Genomic DNA, 26931 nt, shown 5'->3' on the forward strand with positions numbered 1-26931 from the left:
TCCTCGTCTCGCCACTCGCGGATCCGGGTGCCGCCGGGCTGTGGCGCACTTCGTTCCTGCGATAACACTAGAACCTGTTCCAGTCGTGTGCAATGATTCGTTCCACGACTGCGAGCACGCCTACCGGGCACGCTCCGGGGCCGGTCGGGGCCGGCTCCGCGAATGCACCGCAGAGACTGGAACCTGTGCCAGATTTCAGCTGATTCCGCTCTCGGACTGGAGAGGTATTTCGATGCACATCACCTACACACCGCAGCAGCAGCAGCTGCGGGAAGAGCTGCGCGCGTACTTCGCGAAGCTGATGACGCCGGAGCGTCGAGAGGCACTGGCCGCCACCACCGGCGAATACGGCGAGGGCAACGTCTACCGCGACGTCGTCGCCCAGATGGGCAAGGACGGCTGGCTGACGCTCGGGTGGCCCAAGGAGTACGGCGGCCAGGAACGGTCGGCCATGGAGCAGCTGATCTTCACGGATGAGGCCGCCATCGCCGGCGCCCCGGTCCCCTTCCTCACCATCAACTCGGTGGCACCGACGATCATGCACTTCGGCACCCCCGAGCAGAAGTCGTTCTTCCTGCCCAAGATCTCCGCCGGCGAACTGCACTTCTCCATCGGCTACTCCGAGCCCGAAGCGGGCACCGACCTCGCCAGCCTGCGCACGACCGCCGTCAAGGACGGCGACGACTACGTCATCAACGGCCAGAAGATGTGGACGAGCCTGATCGCGTACGCCGACTACGTGTGGCTGGCCTGCCGTACCGATCCCGAAGCCAAGAAGCACAAGGGCATCAGCATGCTGATCGTCCCGACCACCGCCGAAGGCTTCTCGTACACCCCCGTCCACACGATGGCGGGTCCGGACACGAGCGCCACCTACTACCAGGACGTTCGGGTTCCGTCGTCCGCGCTGGTCGGCCCCGAACACGGCGGCTGGGCACTGATCACCAATCAGCTCAACCACGAGCGCGTCGCCCTGACCTCCGCCGGGCCGGTCCTCACCGCCCAGCGTGAAGTGCGCGAATGGGCGCAGAACACCAAACTGCCGGACGGCCGCCGCGTCATCGACCAGGAATGGGTGCAGATCAATCTGGCCCGGGTCCACGCCAAGGCCGAGTACCTCAAGTTGATGAACTGGGAGATCGCCTCGTCCACCGACCACGCGCCGGGCCCGGAGGCGGCGTCGGCCAACAAGGTCTACGGCACGGAGTTCGCCACGGAGGCGTACCGGCTGCTGATGGAGATCCTCGGGCCTTCGGCCACGCTGCGGCAGAACTCCCCCGGTGTCCTGCTGCGCGGGCGACTCGAACGGATGCACCGGTCGTCGCTGATCCTCACGTTCGGCGGCGGAACCAACGAGGTGCAGCGCGACATCATCGCCATGACCGCCCTCGGCCTGCCCCCAGCGAAGCGTTAGGACTACGACAATGGACTTCACCCCCACCGAGGCCCAGCAGGATCTGGCCGGCCTCACCCGAGGAATCGTCTCGGACCTCGTCACCAACGACCGTCTCCGTGAACTCGACGACGCGGAGGACCGCCTCGATCGCAGGCTGTGGTCGGCACTCGCGTCGTCCGGCGTCCTGAGCGCCGCGCTGCCGGAGTCGTTGGGCGGCGACGGTTTCGGCGTCCTCGAGCAGTGCAGCATCCTCGTCGAACTGGGCCGCGCCGTCGCGCCGGTGCCCTATCTGTCGTCGATCGTGATGGCGGCAGGCGCGATCGCGAAATACGGGACCGAACAGCAGCGGTCCGACTGGGGTACTCCGGCCGCGAGTGGAGAGAAGATCCTCACCGTCGCCCTCGACGAGGAACTCAACGACAATCCGGGTGCACCCGTCACGCGCGCCGAACGCGGCGCGGACGGCTGGACCCTCGACGGCACCAAGATCGTCGTCGACGCGGCACCGTCCGGCGACCTCTTCCTGGTCCCGGCGACCACCCCGGACGGTGTGGCCGTCTTCCTCGTCCGCCCCGACGACGCCGGAGTGACCGTCACCCGCCAGCAGACCGTCGACCTGGCCAGCACCGGTGAGGTGACCCTCCACGGAGTGTCGCTGGCCGAGGACCGCGTGCTCGGCGCCGTCGACCGGGGCAGCGAGATCGTGGCATGGCTCGTCGAGCGCGGCTCGCTCGGCGCCTGCGCGTACCAGTACGGCGTCCTCGACGAAGCCCTGAAACTCACCGCCGCCTACGCCCGCGAGCGGGTGCAGTTCGGGCGGCCCATCGGCAGTTTCCAGGCCGTGGCCCAGCGCCTCGCGGACGGCTACATCGATGTGAAGGGCGTCCGGCTCACGCTGTGGCAGGCGGCGTGGCGGCTCAGCGAGGGCCTGCCCAGCGAAGGCGACATCCAGACCGCCAACTTCTGGGCGTCCGACGCCGGGCACCGGGTGGCCCACACCCTCGTCCACGTCCACGGTGGCGTCGGACTCGACGAGGACCACCCCGTGCACCGGTACTTCCTCGCCGCCAAGGCACTCGAGTTCCGGCTCGGCTCGGCCACCCAGCAGCTGCGGATCCTCGGCGCCGAACTGGCCACCGTCCCGGCATGACCGCCACGCTCGCGCGCACGGTATCGGATCTGCTCCTGGGCGTCTCGAAGTCGGGCGCCCAGGGCCTGTACTTCGAGGACCGGTTCCTGTCGTGGTCCGAACACGTACGGGCGAGCCTGCGGCGCGCCGCGATCCTCGAAGATCTGCTCGACGCACGGCGGCCCCGGCACTTCGGTGTCCTGATGGACAACGTCCCCGAGTTCTCGCTCCTCGCCGGGGCTGCGGCGCTGTCCGGCGCCGTCCTCGTGGGGCTCAACACCACTCGACGCGGAGAGGCGCTGGCCCGCGACATCGCGCTGGCCGACTGCCAGGTGGTCTTCACCGAATCCGGGCAGTCCGCGCTGCTGGACGGTCTCGACCCGGGTGTTCCCGTCGTCGACATGGATTCCCGCGCATGGTCCGCCCTGCTCGCCGAGAAGCGCCCCGAATTCACGCCGAGGGCAGCCGCGGCCCGCGACCTGTTCATGCTCATCTTCACGTCCGGCACGAGCGGCGATCCGAAGGCGGTGCGCTGCACCCACGCGAAGATCACCGGGCCCGGCATCATGCTCGCCGGACGCTTCGGCCTGACCCCGGACGACGTCGTCTACATGTCGATGCCCATGTTCCATTCCAACGCCATGATGGCGGCCTGGTCCGTGGCACTCGCGGGGCACAGCTCGATTGCGCTGCGGCGCAAGTTCTCCGCGTCCAACTTCCTGTCCGATGTGCGGAAATTCGGCGTCACGTACGCCAACTACGTCGGAAAGCCGCTGTCGTATGTGCTGGCTACCCCGGAGTTGCCCGACGACGCCCACAACACCCTGCGAGTGATGTACGGCAACGAGGGGTCCGCGCCCGCGGTCGCGGCGTTCGCGCGCCGCTTCGGCACCGCGGTGGTCGACGGATTCGGCTCCACCGAGGGCGGTGTCGCCATCTCCGGCACCCCCGGGGCGCCGGCAGGTTCTCTGGGCAAGCTCCCCGAGGGCATCGCGATCCTCGACCCCGAGACCGGCAAGCCTTGTCCCCCCGCCGAATTCGATTCCGCAGGCCGGGTGCTCAATGCCGAGGCCGCGACCGGCGAACTCGTCAACGTCGCGGGGTCCGGTGCGTTCGCGGGCTACTACAACAATCCCGAGGCCGACGCCGAGCGGATCCGCGACGGCAAGTACTGGAGCGGCGACCTCGCGTACCGGGACGCCGACGGGTTCGTGTACTTCGCGGGGCGTAGTTCCGGATGGTTGCGCGTCGACGGCGAGAACATCGGTTCGGCGCCCATCGAACGCATCCTGATGCGGTACGACGGCTTCGCCCAGGTGTCGGTGTACGCGGTGCCCGACCCCGAAACCGGGGACCGGGTGATGGCGGCCGTCGTCCCGACGCGTGACTTCGACCCGGTGGCCTTCACACGCTTCCTCGACGCGCAGTCCGACCTGGGTCCGAAGCAGCGTCCGAGTCTGATCCGGGTGTGTGCCGAGTTCCCGCGGACCGCCACGTTCAAGGTCCTCACCCGCGTGTTGAGCGCCGAGGCCGCCGAGTGCACCGATCCGGTGTGGGTCCGCGACGGAACCGGCTACTCCCCCAGGTGAGTGGCAAAGTGTGCTGACGCATACTTTGCCACTCACACCGGCTACCGGAAGCTGTCGAGGCGGGAGACCGCCGAGTCGAAGCCCTTGACGAGTTCGTCCATCACCTCGGCCACCGGACGGATCTCGTTCATCCGGCCGACGATCTGCCCCACCGGCATCGCGACGACATCCGGGTTCTCGGACGCGGCGATCCGCTGATGCGCCTCGCTGACCAGCAAATTCTGCAGCGGCATCGGCAGCGGCGCCGGTGCGTCCGGCTTCGACCAGGCGTCGGTCCACTTGGTCTTGAGCAGGCGCGCGGGCTTCCCCGAGTAGATCCGGGACCGCACCGTGTCGGCGGACGTCGCACCCAGCAGGGCACGCTGGATCGCCGACGGCCCCTCGGACGACGCGCTGCCGAGTTTGTACTCGGACGTGGTGAGCCAGTACGACCCCATCCACACCCCCGCCGCCCCCAGCGACAGCGCAGCAGCGACCTGACGTCCACTGCCGATACCCCCGGCCGCGAGGACCGCGGCGGAATCACCGATGGCATCGACGATCTCGGGAACCAGCACCATCGACGCGATCTCACCGGTGTGCCCACCGGCCTCGTACCCCTGCGCGATGACGATGTCGACACCGTTCGCGACGTGCCTGCGCGCGTGCTCGACGGCGCCGGCCAGCGCGGCCACCGGAACGCCCTTCTCGTGGGCCTGGTCGATGACGTCCTTCGGTGGCGAACCGAGGGCGTTGGCGATCAACGCAATTCGATGATTCAGCGCGACGTCCACATGCGAACGCGCCACCGAGTGCAGCCAGCCGAGCACACCGGTCGCGTGTTCGGCACCCGAATCCAACGGCGGCACCCCCAGATCGGCCAGGGTCCGGTCGACGAACGCGCGGTGTTCCGCGGGGATCAGCGACTCGAGGTCTACCGACGTGCCCTCGGTGGGGACCTTTGCGGGCATCACGATGTCGACGCCGTACGGCTTGCCGTCGGTGTTCTCGTCCATCCACGACAGGACGGCCTCGAGTTCCTCGGGGTCGTTGAACCGGACGCAGCCGAGCACACCCAGACCGCCGGCCCGGGAGATCGCCGCGGCAACGTCTTCGGAGGGAGTGAACCCGAAGACCGGGTACTCGATGCCGAACTTCTCGCTCAAACTCGTGTGCATTTACGCGCCTTTGCTTTCTGGCGAGCCGTTGCCGTTGTGGTCGTCGGCCGGTCGGGTCTCGGTCTGTTCCTTGGCCCAGCGGTAGTCGGGCTTACCCGCCGGCGAGCGCTTGATCTCGTCGACGAACCAGAGGCTGCGCGGAACCTTGTATCCCGCAATCTCCTTGCGCGCCGCGTCGGCGATCTCGTGCAGGCCCGGCCGCGCCCCACCCCGGGTCTGGATGACGGCGGCGACGCGCTGGCCGAAGCGTTCGTCGGGAATGCCGACCACGAGCGCGTCGAAGACGTCGGGATGCGACTTGAGTGCGCCCTCGACCTCCTCGGGGAAGATCTTCTCGCCGCCGCTGTTGATGGACACCGAGCCGCGGCCGAGCATCGTCACCGTGCCGTCCGCCTCCACCTGCGCGAAGTCGCCCGGGATGGAGTAACGGATGCCGTTGATCTCCTTGAACGTGGCCTTGGTCTTCTCTTCGTCCTTGTAGTAGCCGATCGGGATGTGCCCCTTGCGCGCCAGGATGCCGACCACGCCGGACCCGGGCTCCACCGGGTTCCCGTCCTCACCGAGGACGGACGTGGACGCGTCGATCTTCACCGTCGGGCCGCCGCCGTGCGAGTCGCCCTTCGCGACCACGCTGAGGCCGCCGAAACCGGTCTCGGACGAACCGATGGAGTCGGTGATCATCCGGTTGGGCAGCAGTTCGAGGTACTTCTCCTTGATGCTGGGCGAGAACAGTGCCGCCGAACTCGCCATCAGGAACAGCGACGACAGGTCGTAGGGCTCGCCGCTCGCCTTGTCGCCCTCCACCAGCGCGTCGAGCATCGGTCGCGCCATCGCGTCGCCGGTGATGAAGATGAGGTTGACCTTGTGCTGATCGACGATCCGCCACACGTCGTGGCCGTCGAATTCGGGGTGCATCACGCACTTTCCGCCGCCGAACAGACTCTGGAACACCGCCCACTGGCTGCCGCCGTGGATCATCGGCGGGATCGGGAAGCGGGTCATGCCGGGGCTCTCGGCGCCCAGCTTCGCGAGATCCCACTCGTCCTCGACGTATTCACCGGTCATGAAGTTGATGCCGCCGCCGAGCACCCGCCAGACGTCCTCGTGACGCCACATGACGCCCTTGGGCTTGCCGGTGGTGCCACCGGTGTAGAGCATGTACAGGTCGTCGCCAGTGCGCTCGCCGAAGTCGCGGTCGGGGGAACCCTGCGCGAGTGCGGCCTCGTATTCGATGCCCTCGTACTCGAGATCGGTGCCGTCCTCGACCACGACGGTGGTCTTCAGGAGCGGCGTCTCGGGGAGCACGTTCGCCACCTTGTCGGAGTAGCGGCGCTCGTGAACGAGCGCGACCATGTCCGAATTGTCGAAGATGTATTGCAACTCGTTCTCGATGTACCGGTAGTTGACGTTCACCATCACGGCACGGATCTTGAAGACCGCCACCATGGCCTCGATGGCCTCGATGGTGTTCCGGCAGTAGATGCCCACTTTGTCGCCGGGCTGAACACCCTGTTCGCGCAGGTAGTGGCCGAGGCGATTGGCCCTCTCCTCCATCTGCGCGTACGTCACTTCCCGGTCGTCGGACACCAACGCGACGCGGTCCGGAACGAGGTCGATTGCGTGCTCTACGAGGTCTGCGATATTAAGGGCCACGTCAACAAAGTAGAACGTGTTACCGTTTCTGGCAAGACCCAATTTGAGAGCCAGCTCACACACCCTTCGGGAGACTTCAGTGTCCTCTACAACGACCGAGAAATCCGACATTTCGGCACAGTCGCCGCACTGCCTCGTGGAGAAGCGCGGGCACGTCCTCATCGTCACGATGAACCGCCCCGAGGCGAAGAACGCGCTGTCCGGCGAAATGATGGCGATCATGCGGGACGCGTGGGATCAGGTCGACTCCGACCCGGACATCCGGGTCGCCATCCTCACCGGCGCAGGCGGCGCATTCTGCGCGGGCGCCGACCTCAAGGCCATGACATCGCAGCACCCCGGCGACTCGTTCTCCGGCGGCGGCTGGGACCTGTCCAAGATCGAGGCGCTCCTGAAGGGACGGCGCCTCACCAAGCCCCTCATCGCCGCAGTCGAGGGTCCCGCCATCGCCGGCGGTACCGAGATCCTGCAGGGCACCGACATCCGCGTCGCCGGAGAGAGCGCCAAATTCGGTGTCTCCGAAGCCAAATGGGGACTCTTCCCCCTCGGCGGCTCCGCCGTGCGCCTCGTCCGGCAGATCCCATACACCGTCGCCGCCGACATCCTGCTCACCGGACGCCACATCAAAGCCCCCGAGGCCAAAGAGATCGGCCTCATCGGACACGTCGTCCCCGACGGTCAGGCCCTCGACAAGGCCCTCGAACTCGCCGACCTCATCTCCGCCAACGGACCCCTCGCCGTCCAGGCGATCCTGAAGACCATCCGCGACACCGAAGGCATGCACGAGGAGGAGGCATTTCAAGTCGACGCCGCCCTCGGCACCGAGGTCTTCAAGAGCGCCGACGCGAAGGAAGGCCCCCGCGCCTTCTCCGAAAAGCGCGCGCCGAAGTTCGAGGGCCGCTGACCCGGCGTGCACTGATCCCGGGTGAATGTACCGTTCGGCGCAGCTAGGGCGCCGAGAGGTACATTCGCCCAGGGTGTGAGGGCTATCCACAGCCCCCTACTTATCCACAGGCTCACCAAATCGCCTGGTGACCGAGCACGCCGCCGACACCGTATGAGCCATCATCGACTCCATGCGACGGGGAGAGTGGGGGCATCGCCTCGAAGACCTGTACGGAGTGAGCCGGTCCGGAATCATCCGCACCGCCGAGTTGAGGCAGTGGGGAGTGTCGAATTCGGCGATCGACGCTCGATGCCGTCCGGGCGGGCCGTGGCAACGCATCCTTCCGGGTGTCGTGATGCTCGGCAACGGTCGGCCGACCGCGCGTCAGTGTGCGGTGGCCGCGATCGTGCTCAGCGGCGAGAACGCAGTGCTCACCGGGCGGGCCGCGCTGCACGAATACGGCTACGGAACGTCGTACTCGGGCGACGCCCATGTTCTGATCGCCACGCATCGGCGCGTGCAGTCCACGGGCTTCGTTCTCGTCGAACGTACGACGCGGTTGCCGGTGCCGGTGACGCGCAACGGGCTTCCCTGCGCCCCGCTACCACGCGCGTTGCTCGATGCGGCACGACGGTGCCGCACCCTGGACAGCACTCGATCCCTCATCGCCGAGGTGGTCCAGCGAGGCGAGGTGAGCGTCGCCGAGCTGATCGCGGAGTTGGACTCGGGTAGTGGACGGGGTGCAGCACTCCCCCGGACAGTGCTGCGCGAAGTGAGTGCCGACGTCCACTCGGTGTCCGAAGCCGAAGCCCGCAGACTGTGGTTGCGCAGCGGACTGCCACGAATGGTCTTCAACCGTAGGATCGTCGATGCCGCCGGGCAGTTCATCGCCATGCCGGACGGCTGGATCGACGACGTCGCATTTGCGTGGGACATCGACTCCCTCGACTGGCATCTGGCACCGAAGGCGTACAAGTCGACCGTCGAGCGCCGCACCCGGATGCAGAACCACGGCATCATCGTGCTGCCGACGCTACCGAGCGCTGTCCGCGACGACCCCGACCGCGTGATCGCCGACCTCCGGTCGCACTATCAGCTGGCGTCGTCCCGCCCCCGGCCGGAGGTCCGGATGCTCGAAGCGCGCGGGTGAATGCACCGTTCAACGCCTCAGGTGCGCCGAAAGGTACATTCGCCCGGCCGGGGGAGGTCAGCCGAGGACCGCCGCGGACAGTTCGCGGACGTGGTCGGCGTCGCGGCAGGAGACGAGGAGCATGGTGACGCCGGCGTCGGCCCAGCGTTTGACGTCGGCGCGGACTTCGTCGACGTTGCCGATGATCATGGTCTCGGTGACCATCTCGTCGGGGACGACGGCGGCCGCTTCGTCTTTGCGGCCTGCGCGGAAGAGGCGCCCGATTTCCTCGACCTGCTCGCCGTAGCCCATGCGGGTGTAGACCTGGGCGTGGAAGTTGAGTTCGGGGGCGCCCATGCCGCCGACGTACAGCGCGGTGATCGGTTTGAGGCCGGCGATGGCGGCGGCGCGGTCTTCGGTGACGATCACCTGACAGGTGGCTGCGACTTCGAAGTCTTCGCGGCTGCGTCGGGCTCCGGGGCGGGCGAAGCCTTCGTCGAGCCATTCGTTGTACATGGGCGCGAGGCGCGGCGAGTAGTAGATGGCGAGCCAGCCGTCGGCGATCTCGGCGGTGAGCGCGACGTTCTTCGGACCTTCGGCGCCGAGCCAGATGGGGATGTCGGCACGGAGCGGGTGAGTGATCGGCTTGAGCGGTTTCCCGAGGCCGGTGCTGCCGGGCCCGGTGTAGGGCAGCGGGAAGTGCGGGCCGTCGCTGGTGACGGGTTCCTCCCGCGACAGCACCTTCCGGATGATGGAGACGTATTCGCGGGTGCGGGCGAGCGGTTTCGTGAACGGCTGCCCGTACCACCCTTCGACGACCTGCGGCCCGGACACGCCGAGTCCGAGGATGGCCCGGCCGCCGCTGAGGTGGTCGAGGGTGAGTGCGTGCATGGCGGTGCTGGTGGGTGTGCGGGCGGAGGTCTGGACGACGGACGTGCCCAGACGGACGCGTCGGGTGCTCGAACCCCACCAGGCGAGGGGGGTGAAGGCGTCGGATCCCCACGATTCGGCGGCGAAGACGGCGTCGAATCCTTCGGCTTCGGCGGCGGCGATCAATTCCGGGACATTCGCCGGCGGCTGTGCGCCCCAGTATCCCAGTTGCAACCCGAGCTTCATCGTGTGCCTCCGCATCGACCGTCGTCATAAGTGACCCTTGCCACAAACACTAGAACCTGTTCTACTCGAAGTTGTGAGCATGGGAAAGAGCGCGGTGGCCGAAAAATTCTCGAACGAACCGTTGAGCGCCCCGCTGAAACTTCAATTCGACTACACCCGATCGGTGGGTCCGACCATCGGAGCCTTCGTGACCGCGCTGCGCGACCGCAAGGTCATCGGCGCCCGCGGTTCGGACGGACGCGTCTACGTGCCACCGCCCGAATTCGACCCGAACACCGCCGAACCTCTCACCGACTTCGTCGGGGTTTCCGACGCCGGGACCGTGGTGAGCTGGACGTGGATGCCGGAACCGATTGCCGGACAGCCACTCACCACGCCCTTCGCGTGGGCGCTGATCAAGCTCGACGGCGCCGACACGTCCCTGGTGCATGCCGTGGACGTCGGCTCCCCCGCCGCAATGAGCACGGGTATGCGGGTCCGGGCGAGATGGGCGCAGGAGCGCGTCGGGCGCATCCAGGACATCGTGTGCTTCGAGCCCGGGGAGTCGGCGGGCGAACCCGAACCGACCACGGAGTCGGAACCGGTCACGATGGTCACGACGCCGATCGATCTCGACTACATGCACTCCGCCTCCGCAGAGGAGAGCTACTACCTCCGAGGGCTGAAGGCGGGCAAGCTGATCGGTGGTCGCACCGGACCGGACGGCAAGGTGTACATCCCGCCGCGCAGCGCCAACCCCACCGACGGCATCCCGACGAAGGAACAGGTGGAACTGCCGGACAGGGGCATCGTCACCACGTTCTGCATCGTGAACGTCCCGTTCCTCGGACAGCGGATCAAGCCGCCGTACGTCGCCGCCTACGTGCTTCTCGACGGCGCGGACATCGCGTTCCTGCACCTGATCCTCGACTGCGACGCCACCGACGTGCGGATGGGCATGCGCGTGGAGGCCAAGTGGAAGCCGCGCGAGGAGTGGGGTTACACCCTCGAGAACATCGAGTACTTCAGGCCGACGGGTGAGCCCGACGCCGAGTACGACACCTACAAACACCACCTGTAAGGGCGCGGCACAATGACAGATATCGCAGTCGTCGGGTTCGCGCACGCACCGCACGTGCGCGAGACCACCGGCACCACCAACGGCGTCGAGATGCTGGTTCCCTGCTTCCAGCAGCTGTACGAGGACCTCGGAATCACCAAGTCCGACATCGGTTTCTGGTGTTCGGGGTCGTCGGACTACCTGGCCGGCCGTTCATTCTCCTTCATCTCCGCCGTCGACTCGATCGGGGCGGTTCCGCCGATCAACGAGTCGCACGTCGAGATGGATGCGGCGTGGGCGTTCTACGAGGCCTGGATCAAGATCATGACCGGCGAGGTCGACACAGCCCTCGTCTACGGCTTCGGGAAGTCGTCGGCGGGCAACCTCCGCAAGATCCTGTCGATGCAACTCGACCCCTACCTGGTCACCCCGCTCGCGCTCGACTCCGTGTCGCTCGCCGGACTGCAGGCCCGCCTCGGACTCGATGCCGGAAAGTGGACGTCCGAGGAGATGGCGGCCGTGGCCGCGCGCAGCCGGGCCGCGGCGGAGAGCAATCCGAACACCCAGCTGTCGGGGCACGTCGACATCAACGCACTGCTCGCCAGCCCGTTCGTCGCGGACCCGTTGCGCGCCCACGACTGTGCACCGATCACGGACGGCGCCGCCGCTGTCGTGCTCGCCGCGGGCGATCGTGCCCGTGAGCTGTGTGAGCGGCCGGCGTGGATCACCGGGATCGAGCATCGGATCGATTCCCCGAACTTCGGTGCCCGCGACCTGACGGTCTCGCCGTCGACGACGGCGTCCGCCCGCGCCGCCACCGGAGGGGACGTCGGCGGAATCGACGTGGCCGAACTGCACGGGCCGTTCACCCATCAGGAACTGATCCTCCGCGAGGCCATCGGACTGTCCGATGCGACGGCGATCAATCCGTCGGGCGGCCCGCTGAGCGGGAATCCGATGTTCGCGGCGGGTCTGGAACGCATAGGTTACGCAGCCAAGGCCATCATGGACGGCAACGCCGGGCGCACGCTGGCGCACGCTACGAGTGGTGCTGTGCTGCAACAGAATCTGGTCGCAGTCTTGGAGGGACGCAACTGATGGCGAATCAATTGGCCGCGGTGCTCGGCACCGGTCAGACGCATTACGTGGCGAAGCGGCACGACGTGTCCATGGCGGGGCTGGTTCGCGAGGCGATCGACCGCGCGATGGAAGACGCCCGGGTGGGCTGGGACGACATCGACGCCGTCGTGATCGGGAAGGCCCCCGACCTCTTCGAGGGTTCGATGATGCCGGAGCTCGCGATGTCGGACGCGCTGGGCGCCAACGGCAAACCGCTCCTGCGCGTGCACACCGCAGGCTCGGTCGGGGGCTCGACCGCGGTGGTCGCGTCGAGTCTCGTGAAGTCGGGGGTGCACAAGCGGGTGCTGACGGTGGCGTGGGAGAAGCAGTCCGAGTCGAATGCCATGTGGGCGCTGTCCACCCCCATTCCATTCCACATGCCGGTCGGCGCGGGCGCGGGCGGCTACTTCGCCCCGCACGTCCGCTCGTACATCCGGCGGTCGGGCGCACCCGATCACATCGGCGCGATGGTGGCGGTGAAGGACCGGCTGAACGGCAGCCTCAATCCGTACGCCCACCTCAAGCAACCCGACATCACGCTCGAATCCGTGCAGGCCTCGCAGATGCTGTGGGATCCCATCCGCTACGACGAGACGTGTCCGTCCTCGGACGGCGCCTGCGCGATGGTGATCGGCAACGAGGAGGCAGCCGAGCAGGTCACGGCGGACGGTCGTGAGGTGGCCTGGATCCACGCCACCGCGATGCGCACCGAGCCCACCACGTTCGCGGGACGCGACCAGGTGAATCCGCAGGCCGGCCGGGACGCGGCGGCCGCGCTGTGGAAGGCCGCGGGCATCAAGGACCCGCTCGACGAGATCGACGTGGCCGAAATCTACGTCCCCTTCTCCTGGTTCGAACCGATGTGGCTCGAGAATCTGGGCTTCGTCTCCGAGGGTGAGGGCTGGAAACTCACCGAGGCGGGCGAGACCGCGATCGGCGGCCGGCTTCCGCTCAACGCGTCCGGCGGCGTCCTGTCGTCCAATCCCATCGGCGCCTCGGGCATGATCCGGTTCGCCGAGTCGGCGATGCAGGTGATGCACCGCGCCGGAGACCATCAGGTGAAGGACGCACGCAAGGCACTCGGCCACGCCTATGGCGGCGGTTCGCAGTACTTCTCGATGTGGGTGGTCGGTTCCGACCGGCCGAACAATTAGGAGCGGGACATCACCATGAAGTTCACCGTCGGCATCGCCATGAATCCCCTCGACCAACTGCCTGCTCTCGCGAGAACAGCCGAGGAGTGCGGGTTCTCGTCCATCGCCCTCCCCGACTCACTGTTCTTCATGGAGAAGCAGAGCGCCGACTACCCGTACACACCGGACGGCTCGCGGATGTGGAACGAGGAAACCCCGTGGGTGGATCCGCTGATCGCGGCGGCCGCGATGGGCGCGGTGACGTCGAAGATTGAGTTCTACACCCAGGTCCTCAAACTGGGCTCCCGCAACCCGGTGCTCCTCGCCCGCCAGGTGGGTTCGGTCGCCAACCTCATCGGTAACCGTTTCGGGTTCGGCGTCGGGATCGGCTGGGCACCCGAAGAATTCGAATGGTGCGGAGTGCCGTACAAGAAGCGTGGTGCGCGCGTCGACGAGATGATCGACGTCATCAAGCTGATCCTCGGCGGCGGCATGGTCGAGTACCACGGCGAGTTCTTCGACTTCGACCGCCTGCAGATGAGCCCGGCGCCGACGAAGCCGGTGCCGTTCTACGTCGGCGGACACACCGATGTCGCGCTGCGGCGCGCCGCCCGGGTGGGCGACGGCTGGACGTCCGCGATGATCAAGTTCGACGATCTCGTCCAGGTCATCACGCGATTGCGGGAACTCCGGGAGGAGTACGGCCGAGCCGATCTGCCCTACGAGATCCAGACCGTGTGCATCGACCGTTTCGGCAAGGACGGCTACGCCGAATTGGCGGACGCCGGAGTGACCGACACGATCGTCGTCCCGTGGGTTTTCGACGGCATCGGCTTCGACGGACCACTCGAGGCCAAGCAGGACTCGCTGCGCAAGTTCGCCGACCAGTACATCGGATAGGGGTGTGGACATGACGACGACGGACCATCCTGCCCGCCTCGCCGGGCAGGCTTCCCGCGAGGCGGCGAGCGGCAGGCGCAAGGACGAGTGGCTGGCCCTGTTCGCCGAGGACGCGATTGTCGAAGACCCGGTCGGCCCTTCGGGTTTCGACCCCGAAGGCAAGGGTCACCGCGGCCTCGACGCGATCTCCCGGTTCTACGACATGACGATCGCGACCACCGAATCGATCGAGTTCCTCATCTCCGATTCACTGGTGTGCGGGAACGAGAACGCGAACATCGGGACCATACGGTCGATCGTTGGGGGATCGCAGATCGACGCCGAGTGCGTAATCATCTATCGCGTGAACGAGGACGGCAAGATCACGTCCCTGCGGGCCTTCTGGGAGGTCGAGCGGGCGATGAAGACACTGCGCAAGGTCTGAGCGCCCGGCTCACGTGCCGGCGTCGTCGAGGTGCCGGACGAAGAGGATCGCGTCGAGTTCGCCGAGGCCGGCGGGGTCCAGCGGGAAGTACGTGGAGTTGCCCGACGGATCGGCACGCTTCTCCACGTCGCCGGTCCTGCGGGCCACCGGCGCGGCAGGTACGAGACAGCTCTCCCCCACGGCGAAGAGCCGGCCCTCGACGGAGTCGGGTGGCGGCGTCCCGATGCCGTGGCCGGGCGCCTCCCCGACGGCCCCACCTATGACCGTGTACGCATCGCCGAGCCGCAGGCCCAGGTGGGCACCGGCGCACCACCAGTGCAGATGCAGTCCAGCGAGATCCCAGTGGGTTTCGCCTGTCGACAGATGGCCGTTGTGAGCGAAGACGAACGTCGGGCCTCGGTCGGCCTCCCGCTGCACCAGCGCGGACAGGTTGTCCGCCATGAGGGTGTCGCGGATTCCCAGGAGCCTCGTGATGCGGCGTGGAGAGTTCTCTGCCATTCCCGCGTGATAGCTGAGCAGGCGGGTGGCAACGCGACCGTGAAGCTCGGCCTCCCACACTTCGTCTCGCGTGCCTTCGTCGACGAGGCGAGGCACCTGCGACGCGAGCAGCGCCATCAGGTCGTCGGCGACGAGACGCAACTCGACGGCCTCGTGGGTGGCACCGACGGCCTGGGCCGGGTCCACGGCGACGGCCGGGTTGCTCCAGCGGTCGTCGTCGCCGATCAGCGCGGAGATCCTGTCCGGAGTGCAGGGCAGATCCTGCTCGTCGAGGTGGGTCCGCAGGTAGGTGTCGAGGAAGGTCAGGGCCTGCCTCGGGCTGTCCGCGGACGTCATCTCGATGGGGGCGTCGAATCCGAAGAATCGGAGTTGCTCGTCCGGTTCGCGTCGACGGTTGTATTCGGCCATCCACTCGATCAGGTCGCGGTTCGCCCGGGACTCACCGAAGCCGTGGCTGAAACCGTGCTGCATGACGTCGTCGAGCGACCGGTGGTCCGCGCCCCGCACGAAGGAGTCGACGAGTATCCCCTTCAGGCAACTGCTTTCGATCGCGATGGAGCGATAGCCCTCGTGTTCGACGAGGAACCGGAACACCTGATTGCGGAGCAGCAGGAAGCTCTCCTCCCCGTGCATGGGCTCGCCGAACCCGAGGAGACGGGGCGCGGGGTCCAGGCGGCGGAGGAATGCGCCGATGGCAGCGGTGACGCTCGGGTCTCCCGGCGCCGAGAACATGCCACCCAGGTCGTGGACGATGGACCGCACAGTCACGACCTACTCCCACCTTCCTCGGACAGAAGGAGAACAGCGGCGTCGGAGAGGATGAGGGTGCCCTCCGACGCCGCTGAATCAGGGGGTCAGTGTCTGACCGGGCAACCGCCTGACGCAGTCTTGTAATCGACCTGAAACTCCTTGATACCGTTGAGCCAGCCCGAGCGCAACCGCCGCGGATCTCCCAGCTTACTGATATCGGGCAGGTGATCCGCAATCGCATTGAAGATCAGGTCGATCTCGAGTCGCGCCAGATTGGCGCCGAGGCAGAAGTGTGCGCCCGTTCCGCCGAATCCGACGTGCGGGTTGTTCTCCCGCATGATGTCGAACTTCTCCGGGTTCTCGAACGCGTCCTCGTCGAAGTTCGCGGAGCCGTACAGCATTACGACTCGCTGCCCCTTCTTGATCTGCACTCCGCCGAGTTCGGTGTCTTCCAGTGCGGTGCGCTGGAACGAGTTGACCGGGGTCGCCCACCGGACGATCTCGTCCGCCGTCGTCTTGGGGCGCTCCTTCTTATAGAGCTCCCACTGATCGGGATGGTCCAGGAACGCCATCATCCCGTGTGTGATGGCATTGCGGGTGGTCTCGTTGCCTGCGACCGCCAGCAGGATCACGAAGAAACCGAATTCCTCGGGAGAAAGCTCATTTCCATCGATATCCGCTTCGATCAGCGTCGTGACGATGTCGTCGGCGGGGCACTTCTTGCGCTCGTCCGCCATCTGGTACGCGTAGCCGAGGATCTCCATCGACGCGGCCTGCGGGTCGATGTCCAGTTCGGGGTCGTCGTAGCCCGTCATCTGGTTCGACCAGTCGAAGACCTTCAGGCGATCCTCCTGCGGCACACCGAGCAGTTCGGCGATCGCCTGCAGCGGAAGTTCACACGCCACCTGGGTGACGAAGTCGCCTGCCCCCGATTCGGCGGCCTCCTTCACGATCTTCTCGGCGCGTTCGGTGAGTTCTTCGCGCAGGCTGTTGATCGCGCGGGGCGTGAAGCCGCGGGAGACGAGTTTGCGGAGCTTGGTGTGCTCGGGAGCGTCCTTGTTGATGAGGATGAACCGCTGCATCTCGATGTTCTCGCGCGGAATGTCGTCGGCGAAGCGCACGATCGCGGTGTTCTCGTGTGTGGAGAAGACGTCGCTGCGCCGCGACACCTCCTTGACGTCCTCGAGCTTGCTGACGACCCAGTAGCCGTCGTCGTGGAAGCCACCGATCTCCGGCGGCTGCGGGTTCCACCAGATCGGGGCAGTCTTCCGCAGTTCGGCGAATTCCTGGTAGGGGATGCGCTCTGCGTAGACGTCCGGGTCGGTGAAGTCGAAACCCTCTGGAAGATTGGGCTGCGCCACTGCTGTCTCCTGCCCTAAGCCATACACCACTCCGTGATGTGGAACACGTTCTACTAGCATTGAAGCACAAGCCGGGCGACTAGCAAAGGAAAGCTCATTCAGACCTTGCCCGGACAGCAGAACCTGTTCTATTTTCTGAGGACAAGGAAAGGAGCCCACCGTGGGCACACCAGTAATCGTCGAGGCAGTACGCACCCCGATCGGAAAGCGCGGTGGCTGGCTGTCCGGATTGCACGCCGTCGAGATCCTCGGCGCCGCTCAGCGGGGCATCATCGACCGCTCCGGCATCGACCCCGAACTGGTGGAGCAGGTGATCGGTGGTTGCGTCACCCAGGCCGGTGCGCAGTCGAACAACATCACCCGGACAGCGTGGCTGCATGCCGGACTGCCCTGGCAGGTCGGCGCCACCACGATCGACTGCCAGTGCGGCTCCGCGCAGCAGGCCAACCACCTCGTCGCCGGTCTGATCGCCACCGACGCGATCGACGTCGGAATCGCCTGCGGCATCGAAGCGATGAGCCAGGTGCCGCTCGGCGCGAACGTCGGCGAGAACGCCGGACCGCGCAGGCCCGCCGACTGGGACATCGACATGCCCAACCAGTTCGAGGCGGCCGAACGCATCGCCCGTCGCCGCGGAATCACCCGCGCCGACGTCGAGGCGCTCGGAGTCCGTTCGCAGGCACGCGCCAAGCAGGCCTGGGACGAAGGGCGTTTCGACCGGGAAGTGCTGCAGGTGACCGCACCCGTCGTCGACAAGGACGGCAACCTCACCGGTGAGACCCGGGTCGTGACGCGCGATCAGGGTCTGCGCGACACCACCGCGGAGTCGCTCGCCAAGCTGAAGCCCGTACTCGAGGGCGGCATCCACACGGCGGGCACGTCCTCGCAGATCTCCGACGGCGCCGCCGCCGTCATGCTGATGGACGAGGCCAGGGCGCGCGCCCTCGGTCTGAAACCCCGGGCCCGCATCATCTCCCAGGCGCTCGTCGGCTCCGAACCCGAATTCCACCTCGACGGTCCCGTCCAGGCCACGGCGCGCGTCCTCGAACGCAGCGGCATGAAGATCGGCGACCTCGACTTGTTCGAGGTGAACGAAGCGTTCGCGTCGGTGCTGCTGTCGTGGGCGTCGGTGCACGAGCCCGACATGGACAGGGTCAACGTCAACGGCGGTGCGCTCGCACTCGGACATCCCGTGGGCAGCACCGGCTCTCGGCTCATCACCACCGCGCTGCACGAACTCGAGCGCACCGACGGGTCGACGGCACTGATCACGATGTGCGCCGGCGGCGCACTCGCCACCGGAACCATCATCGAGCGGATCTAGGATTTCCTGATGAACGCACCCGCACCCGCCCGACCGCCCGGCCTCGACTCGAAGTGGACGGTCTCCTTCATCAAGTGGATGTCGAAGATCAACGTCGTGCTGTACCGGCGGACGGGCGGGCGACTGGGCAGCAAGTGGCGGGTGGGCAGCGCCTTCCCCCGCGGGTTGCCCGTCTGCCTGCTCACCACCACGGGACGGAAGAGCGGCGAGCCGCGGATCAGCCCGCTGCTGTTCCTCGAGGACGGCGACCGCATCGTCCTCGTCGCCTCGCAGGGCGGCCTCCCGAAGCACCCGATGTGGTACCTCAACCTGCGCGCGAACCCCGACGTGACCGTCCAGGTGAAGTCGCGGGTCCGGCCGATGACCGCCCACGTGGCGGACCCCGAGGAACGCGCGCGCCTGTGGCCGCGGCTCGTCGACATGTATCCGGATTTCGACAACTACCAGGCCTGGACCGACCGCACGATCCCCGTCGTGGTCTGCACTCCCCGATAGAGCGTGTATGTACCGCCGAGTAACGGGTGCCATGTCGGACGACTTCTTGCAGTATTGACGCGTACGGACTTGTACGACGGCCGAGGCGAGGAATTGCAGACATGAGTACACAGGTTCAAGATCGGATACACGACCGTCGAGAGCTCACCGCGGTACTGCTGCGTGCACTCGAGCAGCGCCACGAGGTGCTCGACGCCATCGTCGACAGCGAGGATCACGCCGAGGCCCTCACCACCGTCGCCGGGCTCCTCGACACGTCCGAGGCGTACGCGGAAGCCGTCCTCAACCTGACGTTCCGCCGCCTCACCAAGGTCGAACGGCTCCGCATCCAGACGGAACTGAAGGACCTCGACGCCACCCTCGAATGGACGTCGACGGACCGGCCGGCGAGCACCGGGCGGAACTTCCGCCTCCGTCCGTTCACCGACACCGAGGAAGACGCCGAACTGTTCCGGCGCCGCTGCGGCGAGCAGGTCGACGACGCGGGCACGCAGTGGTCCGCGGAGCGGGTCGAGAAGGAACGCACGGAAGGCCTGAGCCGAGTCGACGACGAGTCCGCGGCATGGTTCGTGTGCGAGGACACCGCGGAGAACACGGCCGTCGGCATGGTGTTCGGTGAACTGTCGGGACGCGAGGTCGACGTGGCCATCTGGATCGCCCCCGACGCCCGGAAGAAGGGCTACGGCACCGCGGCCGTGAAGCACAGCCGTCAGGAGCTTGCCGCGGAGTTCCCGGGAACGGTCCTGGTCGTCCGCGCTCCCGCCTGACCCGTACGTGAGTGGCGAAGCGTGCTCCCGCACGCTTCGCCACTCACGTGCGGTGGTCGGGGTCGCGCTGTTTGGTGACGCCCTGAGCCCAGCGGTAATCGGGCTTGCCACTCGGTGTGCGCTGGACGGTGTCTTCCACCCACACCAGCCGCGGAATCTTGTAGCCGGCCAGGCTCTGCCGCACGTATTCCTCGAGTCCGGCGAAGTCGACGCCCCGACCGTCGCGCGCCTGCACGACCGCGGAGACCCGGTGCCCCCACCGTTCGTCGGGGACGCCGACCACGATGGCGTCGTAGACGTCGCGGTATGACTTCACCGCACTCTCGACCTCTTCGGCGAACACCTTCTCGCCGCCGGTGTTGATCACCATGTTGCCGCGGCCGAGCAGGGTGATCGATCCGTCGGCCTCGATCCGCGCGCGGTCGCCGGTGACGACGACCGGTCGCCCGTCGACCTCCCGGAAGATCTCCCGGGTCTTCTCCGGGTCGTTGTAGTAACCCAGCGGGACGTACCCGCCCTTCGCGAACCAGCCGTCCCTCCCCGAGCCCGGCTCGACGGGAACGTCGTCCTCGTCGATCACCAGGGCGTACCGGCCGGCAGGTACCCGGGGACCGCCCACCTGTTTCTCCCCCTTGGTCGCGAAACCGATTCCGCCGAAGCCTGTTTCCGACGCGCCGATCGAATCGGACACCAGCAGTCCCGGGAACGCGTCGAGGAAGGCGTCCTTGATCACCGGTGAGAACAGCGCGGCCCCGGATGCCACGACACCCAGGCTCGACGTGTCGGTGCGCGACGGCTGATGCGCCTCGATCAGCGGCCGTCCCATCGCGTCGCCGGTGATGATGAGGATCTGTACCTTGTGCCGCTCGACGAGTTCCCACGTCCGGTCGGCGTCGAACTTCGATTCCAGCAGCACGGTGTTTCCGCTGAACAGCGCGGTGAACGTCGGCATCATCGCGGCCGCGTGGATCAACGGCGGCAACGCGAACCACAGGGTCGGCTCACTCTGCGACCCGACCCGCGACTGCTGGTACTCGTCCTCGATCGCCTCACCGGTGTAGAAGTCGAGACCGCCCGCGAGGACGCGCCAGATCGCCTCGTGCGTCCACACCACACCCTTCGGACGTCCGGTGGTGCCGCCGGTGTACATGATGAACAGGTCTTCGGAGCTCCGTTCGCCGAAATCCCGGTCGCCACTGCCGGACAGCGCCTCCTCGTACGGCACCGAGTCGCTGGGCACACCGGCGCCGCCGAGATCGTCCTCGACGACAACGGTGTGCCGGATCCTCGGCAGCGAAGGCAGGACCTCCGCGATGCGCGGCGAATAGAGCCGATGATGGACCACGGCGTCGAGTTCCGCGTTGCCGTAGACGTAGGCGAGTTCGTCGCTGGTGTAGCGGTAGTTGATGTTGACCGGGACCGCACGAATCTTGTACGCCGCCAGCAACGTCTCCATGGTCTCGATGGAGTTGTGCAGGTGCACGCCGATGTGCGAGCCGGTGGTCAGCCCGACCTCCAGGAAGTGGTGGGCCAGCCTGTTGGCGCGGTCCTCCAGCTCGCGGTAGGTGACGCGTCGGGCGCCGCAGATCAGCGCCACCCGTTCCGGCATCGCGTCGACGGAATGGTCGAAGAGGTCTGCAAGGTTGTAAGCCACGGGGGGCGTCCTCTCTCAGACGACTGTGAGTGGTAGGGGTATTCCTCGATCGGTGAACGCGAAGTCGGCTCCCGTGCTGAACCGGGTGAGCGCCACCTCGGGTGCTTCCTTCGCGGGCGGCTCACCGATCACGATCTCCACGGTCAGCACCGCTTCCGTCTCCTCGACCACCTGCACCGCGAACCGCGGCGACACCCCGCGCACGAGCGCAGTCAACGGCCCGAGGTGCTCGGCGTCGATCATGGACGGCCACGCGCCGTCCTCCCCGGCTCCGCAGTTCCGGCCGAGGGTCAGCAGCATGCGGTCGCCGAGGGTGATCGTGACGTCCACGTACTGACGGGGATTGAACGCCGGATGCACGGCGAGGACGACGGCGAGACCCTCGAGATCAGCGGGTAGCCCGAGCGCGTTCCGGATCCGTTCCGACGTGAGGCCGGCGATGCCGGTGAGTTGCTTGCGCGCGATGTCGAGTGCGGCTTCGGCATCGGTGCGGGCCCGCACCGCGAGCAGGAAACCGAGGGTCAGCAGGTGCTGCTGCAGGCACACCTCCTCCGCGATCCGGGTCAGAGCCGAATGGGAGAAGTCCGGGAACCGCAGGTCGTCGAGGAGCGCACCCGCGTAGTCGTGCTGTCCCGGCCCGCCGGTGACGATCGGCGACAACTCGACCGTCGCCGCCCGCGACTTCCCCACCGTCACCAGCCCTTCCGGAATCGGAGGTGGCACGTTTGTGTCGTCGATGGTGACCGTCCAGAGGCAGTGCGGTGTCCGGTCCGCAGGTCTGCGGGGCGGACGGTGCACGGGACGCACCTGCGCGTGCGGGTTGGTGGCCAGTGCGGTGGCGTCGAACGTCGGGTCCTCGATGTCGTGGCACATCGCCGTGACGTACTCGTCGCCCATCGGTTCGACGTCCATCAACGCCCCGCAGTGATCCAGCCAGAACTCGCCGTGATCGTGATCGGTGACGTGGTACCGGAAGTCCATGAACTGGGGCGGCGCACCGATGTCGAGTTGCAGACCCTTGAAGATCGTCACGACGCCGTCGCCCTCGAATCCCAGCGCACGTTGCATCCGCCGCGTGTAGAGGGGGCTCGACGCCATCCACTCCTCGATTGCGACCTGCGTCATGCCCTCGCGACCGAACGCCCCGATCAGGTGCGGCATACCGGAGCGGTCGATGAGATGACCGCACAGGAGCAGTTCCGGAACGAGAATCGCGAGATCCTCGCGGGACAGATCGGCGAACGACGACGGAACCTTCACCGTACTCACCACAGCGGGACCGGGGCCTTGCCGACCGGATACCACCCCGGCGGCCGACCGGACGTCGCGCGCTCGATCCGCGCGTTCATGCCGTCGGACATCGCGTTGTTCGTGATCATCTCGAGGAACAGGCTCGAGACGTTACCGAAGTCGAAGAAGTCACGCTGCCAGGACCATTGGAAGTTTCCGCCGTACCGAAACCAGCTGCCGCCGATTCCCGTCACCTGATAGTGCGTGCCGTCGTCGCGGGTTCGTTCGGACACCTGCTTCCAGAATCCGATGACGTCGCCGCTGCGGTCGTCGATGACGAACTGCTGGTACGGGTACTCCCAGCCCTCGAGCCCGTCCATTTCCTGCCCGAGTGCAAGGTCGCGGATCTCGTCCCGGCCGACGGCCATGAAGTCGTCCTTCGGCCCGTAGTTCCATCCGTACGTGGCGTCCTCGGTGTACATCTCGGCCAGCGGCTTCCAGTCGCCGAGCGATTCGCACCGCTTGTTCTCGTCCACCCAACGCTGCACCATCTCATCGAGCTCCGCACGATCGAACTGCACCTCCGGGCCGATCCTTCGATCGAACTGCACCATCAGCTGTCTCCTTCAGAGTCGTCGTCCGCGAGGATCCGCAGGGCCTGGGTCGGGCAGAAACGCACGGCGCTCTCGACTTCCGCGCGCAGGTTCTCGGGTGGGTCGGTGTCGAGGATCTCGACCTTGCCGTGCTTCGGGACGACGAAGACGTCGGGTGCCTCCATCTCGCACACGGCATGACCCTGGCACAGGTCGAGATCGGCTTCGACCTTCATCACGTGCTTCGCTTCCGGTACCTCACGGTGCACGGCTGCTGCAGCTGCACCACCATCTTGCTGTGATCGTTGCGGTACGTCTCGGAGGGTTGTGCCATCTCGAACTCCCAGTCCTGCAGAAGAATCGAGAAGATCGCCTTCAACTGCATCAGCGCGAACGCGGCCCCGACGCAGCGGTGCCTGCCCGCGCCGAACGGAATCCACGTCCAGCGGTTGACGATGTCTTCCTGGTTGGGGTCGATGTAACGCTCGGGATCGAACGTGTCGGGGTTCGGGAAGTCCTCCGCGATCCGGTTGGATATCGCCGGTGTGGCTGCCACCAGGTCGTTCTCGGCGATCCGGTAGCCCCCGACTTCGAACTCGCCCCGCGCGACGCGCAGCAGGATGATCAGCGGCGGGTGCAACCGCAGCGTCTCCTTCAGCACCGCTTCGAGTTTCGGGATCTGCCGGAGCGCCCCGAAGCTGATGTCGGAGCCGTCCGAATAGAGGTCGTCGAGTTCGGCGACCACCTGTTTCGCGTAGTCCGGGTGCCGCAGCAACTCGATCAGGGTCCAGGCCGCGGTGCCGGACGTGGTGTGGTGCCCGGCGAACATCATCGAGATGAACATGCCGGTGATCTCGTCCGCCGTGAAGCGCTCGTTGCCGTCCTCGTCCTTGATCGAGACGAGCACGTCGAGCATGTCGCGATCCTCCTTGCCCTGAGGAGGGTTCTCGATGCGCCCGTTCATGATCTCCTGGACGAGGGCCACCAACTGCACCCTCGCCTCGTCCCGCCGGCGGAAGCTCTCGATCGGGGCGTAGGCGTCGACGTACGCGATGGGGTCGGTGCCCTGCTCGAGCTCGTGGTAGAGGTGCGCGAACCGGCCGTCGAGTTGCTCCCGGAACTTCTTACCGATCAGGCAGGCCGAGGACGTGTAAATGGTCAGCTCCGCGAAGAATTCGAGGAGATCGATCTCCCCCTCGTCGCCCCACTGCGCCACCATGCGGTCGACCTCGTGCGCGATCGTCGCGGCGTGGCCCTTCATCTGCTCGCCGCGCAACGCCTGGTTGTGCAGCATCTCCTTGCGACGTTCGGGGCTCGCGTCGAAGACGACCCCCTCGCCGAAGATCGGCTTCATGAACGGGTAGGCGGCCTGCTGGTCGAGATCCTCGTCGGTGGAGCGGAAGAAGAATTCGTTGGCCTCGGCGCCGGACAGCAGCACCACCTTCTTGTCGGCGAGCTGGAACACGCCGACGTTGCCGCACTCCTCCCGGACACGGCGCATCAGCGCGATCGGGTCGGTGCGCAATTCTTCGAGATGTCCGTGCTCGTGCTCACCGCCGGACACACGTTGCGGGGTAGCCAGGTTCATTCTCCGTCCTTTCGCAGGGGCGCCTCGGGCTGCACCTCGATCAGCACCACGTGTGCACCGCGGGGCGCACTGACGGCGGCGACGACGGCGTCCGCGATCGCGGAGGCGCGCAGGAAGTACGAGTGCCGGGCGAATCCCCATTTCGCCCAGTCTTCGAGGACGGGTCCGATGACCTCCTCGGTGGTGTTCATCCCCATGGACGTCTGCGTGGGTCCCGGACGCACGACCGACGCCCGGACGCCGGTGCCTTCCAGTTCCATTCGCATCTGCCGGCCCATCATCTCGACACCGGCCTTCGCGGCGTTGTAGGCGCCCATCCGGGGCCGGGGGGTGTCGGCGCAATCGGATCCGATCAGGACGAAGTCTCCGCGCCTGCGTTCGATCATGCCGGGAAGGATGCGGTGCGCGAGACGCTGCGCACCGACCAGGTGGACGTCGACCTGTCCCAGGAACTGGTCAGGGTCCATCTCGTGCGCGACGGAGAACTCCAGGTCGCCGGCCCCCGACAACGCGATCTCGGTGGGACCGAGCACCTCTTCCGCCGCCGTGACGAATTCGTCGACGGATGCGGTGTCGGTGACGTCGAGGTAGTGCGCGAACGCCTCTCCCCCGTTGCTGCGGATCTTCTCCGCGATCTCCTCACAGTCGGCCACCCGGCGGGCACCGAGCGCGACGGGGTGACCGGCCTCGGCCAGCGCGTAGGCGGTCGCCGTGCCGATTCCCGACGACGCCCCGGCGACGATCGACGGGCGACGCTGCGGGTTGGGCTCGAACCTAGGCATCGCGGACCTGCACTTTCATGGGGAGGGTGGCGAAACCGCGCACGTTGGTCGAGTGGACGCGCACACTGTTCGCCTCGTCGATGTCGTAGTCGTCGATGCGGGAGACGAGTTCGGTGAGCGCGATCCGCGCTTCGAGCCGCGCCATGTGGGCGCCCAGGCAGAAGTGGGTGCCGCCGCCGAAGCTCGCGAGCTTGTTGGACGTGTCCCGGCCGATCCGGTATTCGTCGGCGTCCTCGAACACCGCCGAGTCGCGGTTCGCGGAGCCGATGAGGATCAGCACCTTGTCGCCGGCGGGAATCGTCCGATCGTGGAAGTCCAGGTCGACGGACGCCGTCCGCGCGACCATCTGGCTGGACGTGTCGAAGCGCAGGGTCTCCTCCACCCACTCCGGCACCCGACTCGCATCCTCGAACACGTTCCGAGCCTGGCCCGGATAGCGGAAACCCCAGTACAGCGCATTGCCGAGGAGTTTGGTGGTGGTCTCGTTGCCCGCCACGACCATCAGGAACATGAAGGCGATGATCTCGTCGTCGGTGAGCCGGTCGCCGTCGATCTCCGCCTCGAGCAGGGCGGACGTGAGGTCCTCGGTCGGTTTCCTGCGCCGCTCGGCCAGCATGTCGGCGTAGTAGCCGACGAGGTAGAGCGACGCCTCCATCGCGGCGTGGGGCACGTCGAGGACGCCCTCCTCGCGGTGCACCACCAGGTCGGCGAGGCGCCGGAGTTCGACGCGGTCGGCCTCCGGCACCCCCATCAGTTCCGAGATCACGTCCATCGGGAGCTTGCCGGCGAACTCGCCGATCCAGTCGAACTCACCCGCCGCGAGCGCCGGGTCGAGGTACTGTCGCGTCAGATCCAGGATCCGCCCCTCCAGTTCGTTCACCCGCCGCGGGGTGAAGCCGCGGGACACCAGCTGCCGCATCCGCATGTGCCGCGGATCGTCGAGCGCCAGAAAGGACATCGTCTTGTGGGCGTGCGGACCGTAGGCCGCCGGGTCGAGCGACACCCCGTTCGCGCTCGACAGGCGCTGGTTGTCGCGGAACGCCGCGACGACGTCCTCGTGCCGGGACAACGCCCAGAAGTCGAGTTCCTCGTTGTAGTAGAGCGGCGCTTCTTCCCGCAGTCTTCGATACGTGACGTACGGATCTTCATGGAAGCCATAGTCGTACGGGTTGAACGTCACCGGATTGTGTGACACCCCGGGCATCGAGGCTGCGGTCAT

General features: G+C 66.9%; 25 protein-coding genes. 13 read left to right on the top strand and 12 right to left on the bottom strand.

The window, feature by feature from the left end; all coding sequences use genetic code 11:
* Positions 1-232 precede the first annotated feature (232 nt).
* Genes JVH1_RS12775 through JVH1_RS12785 form a run of 3 tightly spaced genes read left to right on the top strand, consistent with a single transcriptional unit; the run spans position 233 to position 4114 of the window.
* The gene (locus tag JVH1_RS12775; RefSeq protein WP_009477760.1) at positions 233-1414 is read left to right on the top strand and encodes an acyl-CoA dehydrogenase family protein; all 1182 of its coding nucleotides are present in this window, start codon (positions 233-235) and stop codon (positions 1412-1414) included.
* A gap of 10 nt (positions 1415-1424) precedes the next feature.
* Positions 1425-2546, top strand: a complete 1122-nt coding sequence (locus tag JVH1_RS12780; protein ID WP_009477759.1) for an acyl-CoA dehydrogenase family protein — start codon at positions 1425-1427, stop codon at positions 2544-2546.
* The gene (locus tag JVH1_RS12785; protein WP_009477758.1) at positions 2543-4114 is read left to right on the top strand and encodes a long-chain-fatty-acid--CoA ligase; all 1572 of its coding nucleotides are present in this window, start codon (positions 2543-2545) and stop codon (positions 4112-4114) included. The genes JVH1_RS12780 and JVH1_RS12785 overlap by 4 nt, the downstream gene beginning before the upstream one ends.
* Positions 4115-4155: 41 nt before the next feature.
* Here the strand turns inward: JVH1_RS12785 and JVH1_RS12790 are convergent, their stop codons facing one another.
* Both JVH1_RS12790 and JVH1_RS12795 read right to left on the bottom strand, forming a co-directional pair.
* Complete coding sequence (locus JVH1_RS12790; protein WP_009477757.1) at positions 4156-5271, bottom strand: nitronate monooxygenase family protein; 1116 nt, start codon at positions 5269-5271, stop codon at positions 4156-4158.
* Complete coding sequence (locus JVH1_RS12795) at positions 5272-6924, bottom strand: acyl-CoA synthetase (RefSeq protein WP_009477756.1); 1653 nt, start codon at positions 6922-6924, stop codon at positions 5272-5274.
* Between the two features lie 79 nt (positions 6925-7003).
* Here JVH1_RS12795 and JVH1_RS12800 point away from each other — a divergent pair, with 79 nt between their 5' ends.
* Both JVH1_RS12800 and JVH1_RS12805 read left to right on the top strand, forming a co-directional pair.
* On the top strand, positions 7004-7828 hold the full coding sequence (locus JVH1_RS12800; protein ID WP_009477755.1) for a crotonase/enoyl-CoA hydratase family protein: 825 nt from the start codon (positions 7004-7006) through the stop codon (positions 7826-7828).
* A 172-nt stretch (positions 7829-8000) separates the two neighbouring features.
* Positions 8001-8960, top strand: a complete 960-nt coding sequence (locus JVH1_RS12805; protein WP_009477754.1) for a hypothetical protein — start codon at positions 8001-8003, stop codon at positions 8958-8960.
* 57 nt (positions 8961-9017) lie between these two features.
* Here JVH1_RS12805 and JVH1_RS12810 read toward each other — a convergent pair whose 3' ends face one another.
* On the bottom strand, positions 9018-10055 hold the full coding sequence (locus tag JVH1_RS12810; RefSeq protein WP_009477753.1) for an LLM class F420-dependent oxidoreductase: 1038 nt from the start codon (positions 10053-10055) through the stop codon (positions 9018-9020).
* 79 nt (positions 10056-10134) lie between these two features.
* On the opposite strand from JVH1_RS12810, the gene JVH1_RS12815 reads away from it, so the two are divergent.
* The 5 genes from JVH1_RS12815 to JVH1_RS12835 are packed head-to-tail and all read left to right on the top strand — an operon-like array spanning position 10135 to position 14670.
* The gene (locus tag JVH1_RS12815; RefSeq protein WP_009477752.1) at positions 10135-11115 is read left to right on the top strand and encodes a Zn-ribbon domain-containing OB-fold protein; all 981 of its coding nucleotides are present in this window, start codon (positions 10135-10137) and stop codon (positions 11113-11115) included.
* A gap of 12 nt (positions 11116-11127) precedes the next feature.
* Entirely contained in the window at positions 11128-12192 is a 1065-nt protein-coding gene (locus JVH1_RS12820; RefSeq protein WP_009477751.1) for a thiolase domain-containing protein, read from the top strand.
* Positions 12192-13367, top strand: a complete 1176-nt coding sequence (locus JVH1_RS12825) for a thiolase domain-containing protein (RefSeq protein ID WP_009477750.1) — start codon at positions 12192-12194, stop codon at positions 13365-13367. The genes JVH1_RS12820 and JVH1_RS12825 overlap by 1 nt, the downstream gene beginning before the upstream one ends.
* 15 nt (positions 13368-13382) lie before the next feature.
* Positions 13383-14246: a TIGR03619 family F420-dependent LLM class oxidoreductase gene (locus JVH1_RS12830; RefSeq protein ID WP_009477749.1), complete on the top strand. Its 864-nt coding sequence runs from the start codon at positions 13383-13385 to the stop codon at positions 14244-14246.
* 10 nt (positions 14247-14256) lie between these two features.
* A complete protein-coding gene (locus JVH1_RS12835; protein ID WP_043781031.1) occupies positions 14257-14670 on the top strand; it encodes a nuclear transport factor 2 family protein in 414 nt (137 codons plus the stop codon).
* Positions 14671-14679: 9 nt separating this feature from the next.
* On the opposite strand, the gene JVH1_RS12840 is transcribed toward JVH1_RS12835, so the two are convergent.
* Complete coding sequence (locus JVH1_RS12840) at positions 14680-15936, bottom strand: erythromycin esterase family protein (RefSeq protein WP_043780903.1); 1257 nt, start codon at positions 15934-15936, stop codon at positions 14680-14682.
* Positions 15937-16022: 86 nt separating this feature from the next.
* Positions 16023-17279, bottom strand: a complete 1257-nt coding sequence (locus JVH1_RS12845) for a cytochrome P450 (protein ID WP_009477746.1) — start codon at positions 17277-17279, stop codon at positions 16023-16025.
* A gap of 160 nt (positions 17280-17439) precedes the next feature.
* Between JVH1_RS12845 and JVH1_RS12850 the strand changes: the two genes are divergently transcribed.
* The 3 genes from JVH1_RS12850 (at position 17440) to JVH1_RS12860 (ending at position 19865) form a co-directional block, all read left to right on the top strand.
* Positions 17440-18603, top strand: a complete 1164-nt coding sequence (locus JVH1_RS12850; RefSeq protein ID WP_009477745.1) for a steroid 3-ketoacyl-CoA thiolase — start codon at positions 17440-17442, stop codon at positions 18601-18603.
* 9 nt (positions 18604-18612) lie between these two features.
* Positions 18613-19098, top strand: coding sequence for a nitroreductase family deazaflavin-dependent oxidoreductase (locus JVH1_RS12855; protein WP_009477744.1), 486 nt, complete (start codon positions 18613-18615; stop codon positions 19096-19098).
* 101 nt (positions 19099-19199) lie between these two features.
* The gene (locus JVH1_RS12860; protein WP_009477743.1) at positions 19200-19865 is read left to right on the top strand and encodes a GNAT family N-acetyltransferase; all 666 of its coding nucleotides are present in this window, start codon (positions 19200-19202) and stop codon (positions 19863-19865) included.
* A gap of 43 nt (positions 19866-19908) precedes the next feature.
* On the opposite strand, the gene JVH1_RS12865 is transcribed toward JVH1_RS12860, so the two are convergent.
* The 7 genes from JVH1_RS12865 to JVH1_RS12895 are packed head-to-tail and all read right to left on the bottom strand — an operon-like array spanning position 19909 to position 26931.
* Complete coding sequence (locus JVH1_RS12865) at positions 19909-21519, bottom strand: acyl-CoA synthetase (protein ID WP_009477742.1); 1611 nt, start codon at positions 21517-21519, stop codon at positions 19909-19911.
* 15 nt (positions 21520-21534) lie between these two features.
* Positions 21535-22791 (bottom strand): hypothetical protein, encoded by a 1257-nt coding sequence (locus tag JVH1_RS12870; RefSeq protein ID WP_043780898.1) that lies wholly within the window; start codon positions 22789-22791, stop codon positions 21535-21537.
* The gene (locus JVH1_RS12875) at positions 22785-23363 is read right to left on the bottom strand and encodes a hypothetical protein (RefSeq protein ID WP_009477740.1); all 579 of its coding nucleotides are present in this window, start codon (positions 23361-23363) and stop codon (positions 22785-22787) included. Before JVH1_RS12875 ends, JVH1_RS12870 begins: the two co-directional genes overlap by 7 nt.
* Positions 23363-23578 carry a ferredoxin gene (locus JVH1_RS12880; RefSeq protein WP_005244574.1) on the bottom strand — a complete coding sequence of 72 codons (216 nt, stop codon included), beginning with the start codon at positions 23576-23578 and terminating at the stop codon, positions 23363-23365. The genes JVH1_RS12875 and JVH1_RS12880 overlap by 1 nt, the downstream gene beginning before the upstream one ends.
* Positions 23578-24930, bottom strand: coding sequence for a cytochrome P450 (locus JVH1_RS12885; protein ID WP_005244575.1), 1353 nt, complete (start codon positions 24928-24930; stop codon positions 23578-23580). The genes JVH1_RS12880 and JVH1_RS12885 overlap by 1 nt, the downstream gene beginning before the upstream one ends.
* Positions 24927-25712 (bottom strand): SDR family oxidoreductase, encoded by a 786-nt coding sequence (locus JVH1_RS12890; RefSeq protein ID WP_009477738.1) that lies wholly within the window; start codon positions 25710-25712, stop codon positions 24927-24929. Before JVH1_RS12890 ends, JVH1_RS12885 begins: the two co-directional genes overlap by 4 nt.
* Entirely contained in the window at positions 25705-26931 is a 1227-nt protein-coding gene (locus tag JVH1_RS12895; protein ID WP_009477737.1) for a cytochrome P450, read from the bottom strand. Before JVH1_RS12895 ends, JVH1_RS12890 begins: the two co-directional genes overlap by 8 nt.

This window comes from Rhodococcus sp. JVH1 (assembly GCF_000280725.2).
Taxonomy (GTDB): Bacteria; Actinomycetota; Actinomycetes; order Mycobacteriales; family Mycobacteriaceae; genus Rhodococcus_F; species Rhodococcus_F jostii_A.

Bases quoted from the DNA above. Each gene is read 5' to 3' on its own strand.
- JVH1_RS12805 (WP_009477754.1), top strand. From the start codon at position 8,001: ATGCGACGGGGAGAGTGGGGGCATCGCCTCGAAGACCTGTACGGAGTG.
- JVH1_RS12790 (WP_009477757.1), bottom strand. From the start codon at position 5,271: ATGCACACGAGTTTGAGCGAGAAGTTCGGCATCGAGTACCCGGTCTTC.
- JVH1_RS12860 (WP_009477743.1), top strand. From the start codon at position 19,200: ATGAGTACACAGGTTCAAGATCGGATACACGACCGTCGAGAGCTCACC.
- JVH1_RS12780 (WP_009477759.1), top strand. From the start codon at position 1,425: ATGGACTTCACCCCCACCGAGGCCCAGCAGGATCTGGCCGGCCTCACC.
- JVH1_RS12785 (WP_009477758.1), top strand. From the start codon at position 2,543: ATGACCGCCACGCTCGCGCGCACGGTATCGGATCTGCTCCTGGGCGTC.
- JVH1_RS12815 (WP_009477752.1), top strand. From the start codon at position 10,135: ATGGGAAAGAGCGCGGTGGCCGAAAAATTCTCGAACGAACCGTTGAGC.
- JVH1_RS12855 (WP_009477744.1), top strand. From the start codon at position 18,613: ATGAACGCACCCGCACCCGCCCGACCGCCCGGCCTCGACTCGAAGTGG.
- JVH1_RS12775 (WP_009477760.1), top strand. From the start codon at position 233: ATGCACATCACCTACACACCGCAGCAGCAGCAGCTGCGGGAAGAGCTG.
- JVH1_RS12820 (WP_009477751.1), top strand. From the start codon at position 11,128: ATGACAGATATCGCAGTCGTCGGGTTCGCGCACGCACCGCACGTGCGC.
- JVH1_RS12830 (WP_009477749.1), top strand. From the start codon at position 13,383: ATGAAGTTCACCGTCGGCATCGCCATGAATCCCCTCGACCAACTGCCT.
- JVH1_RS12895 (WP_009477737.1), bottom strand. From the start codon at position 26,931: ATGACCGCAGCCTCGATGCCCGGGGTGTCACACAATCCGGTGACGTTC.
- JVH1_RS12825 (WP_009477750.1), top strand. From the start codon at position 12,192: ATGGCGAATCAATTGGCCGCGGTGCTCGGCACCGGTCAGACGCATTAC.
- JVH1_RS12875 (WP_009477740.1), bottom strand. From the start codon at position 23,363: ATGGTGCAGTTCGATCGAAGGATCGGCCCGGAGGTGCAGTTCGATCGT.
- JVH1_RS12880 (WP_005244574.1), bottom strand. From the start codon at position 23,578: ATGAAGGTCGAAGCCGATCTCGACCTGTGCCAGGGTCATGCCGTGTGC.
- JVH1_RS12810 (WP_009477753.1), bottom strand. From the start codon at position 10,055: ATGAAGCTCGGGTTGCAACTGGGATACTGGGGCGCACAGCCGCCGGCG.
- JVH1_RS12835 (WP_043781031.1), top strand. From the start codon at position 14,257: ATGACGACGACGGACCATCCTGCCCGCCTCGCCGGGCAGGCTTCCCGC.
- JVH1_RS12890 (WP_009477738.1), bottom strand. From the start codon at position 25,712: ATGCCTAGGTTCGAGCCCAACCCGCAGCGTCGCCCGTCGATCGTCGCC.
- JVH1_RS12885 (WP_005244575.1), bottom strand. From the start codon at position 24,930: ATGAACCTGGCTACCCCGCAACGTGTGTCCGGCGGTGAGCACGAGCAC.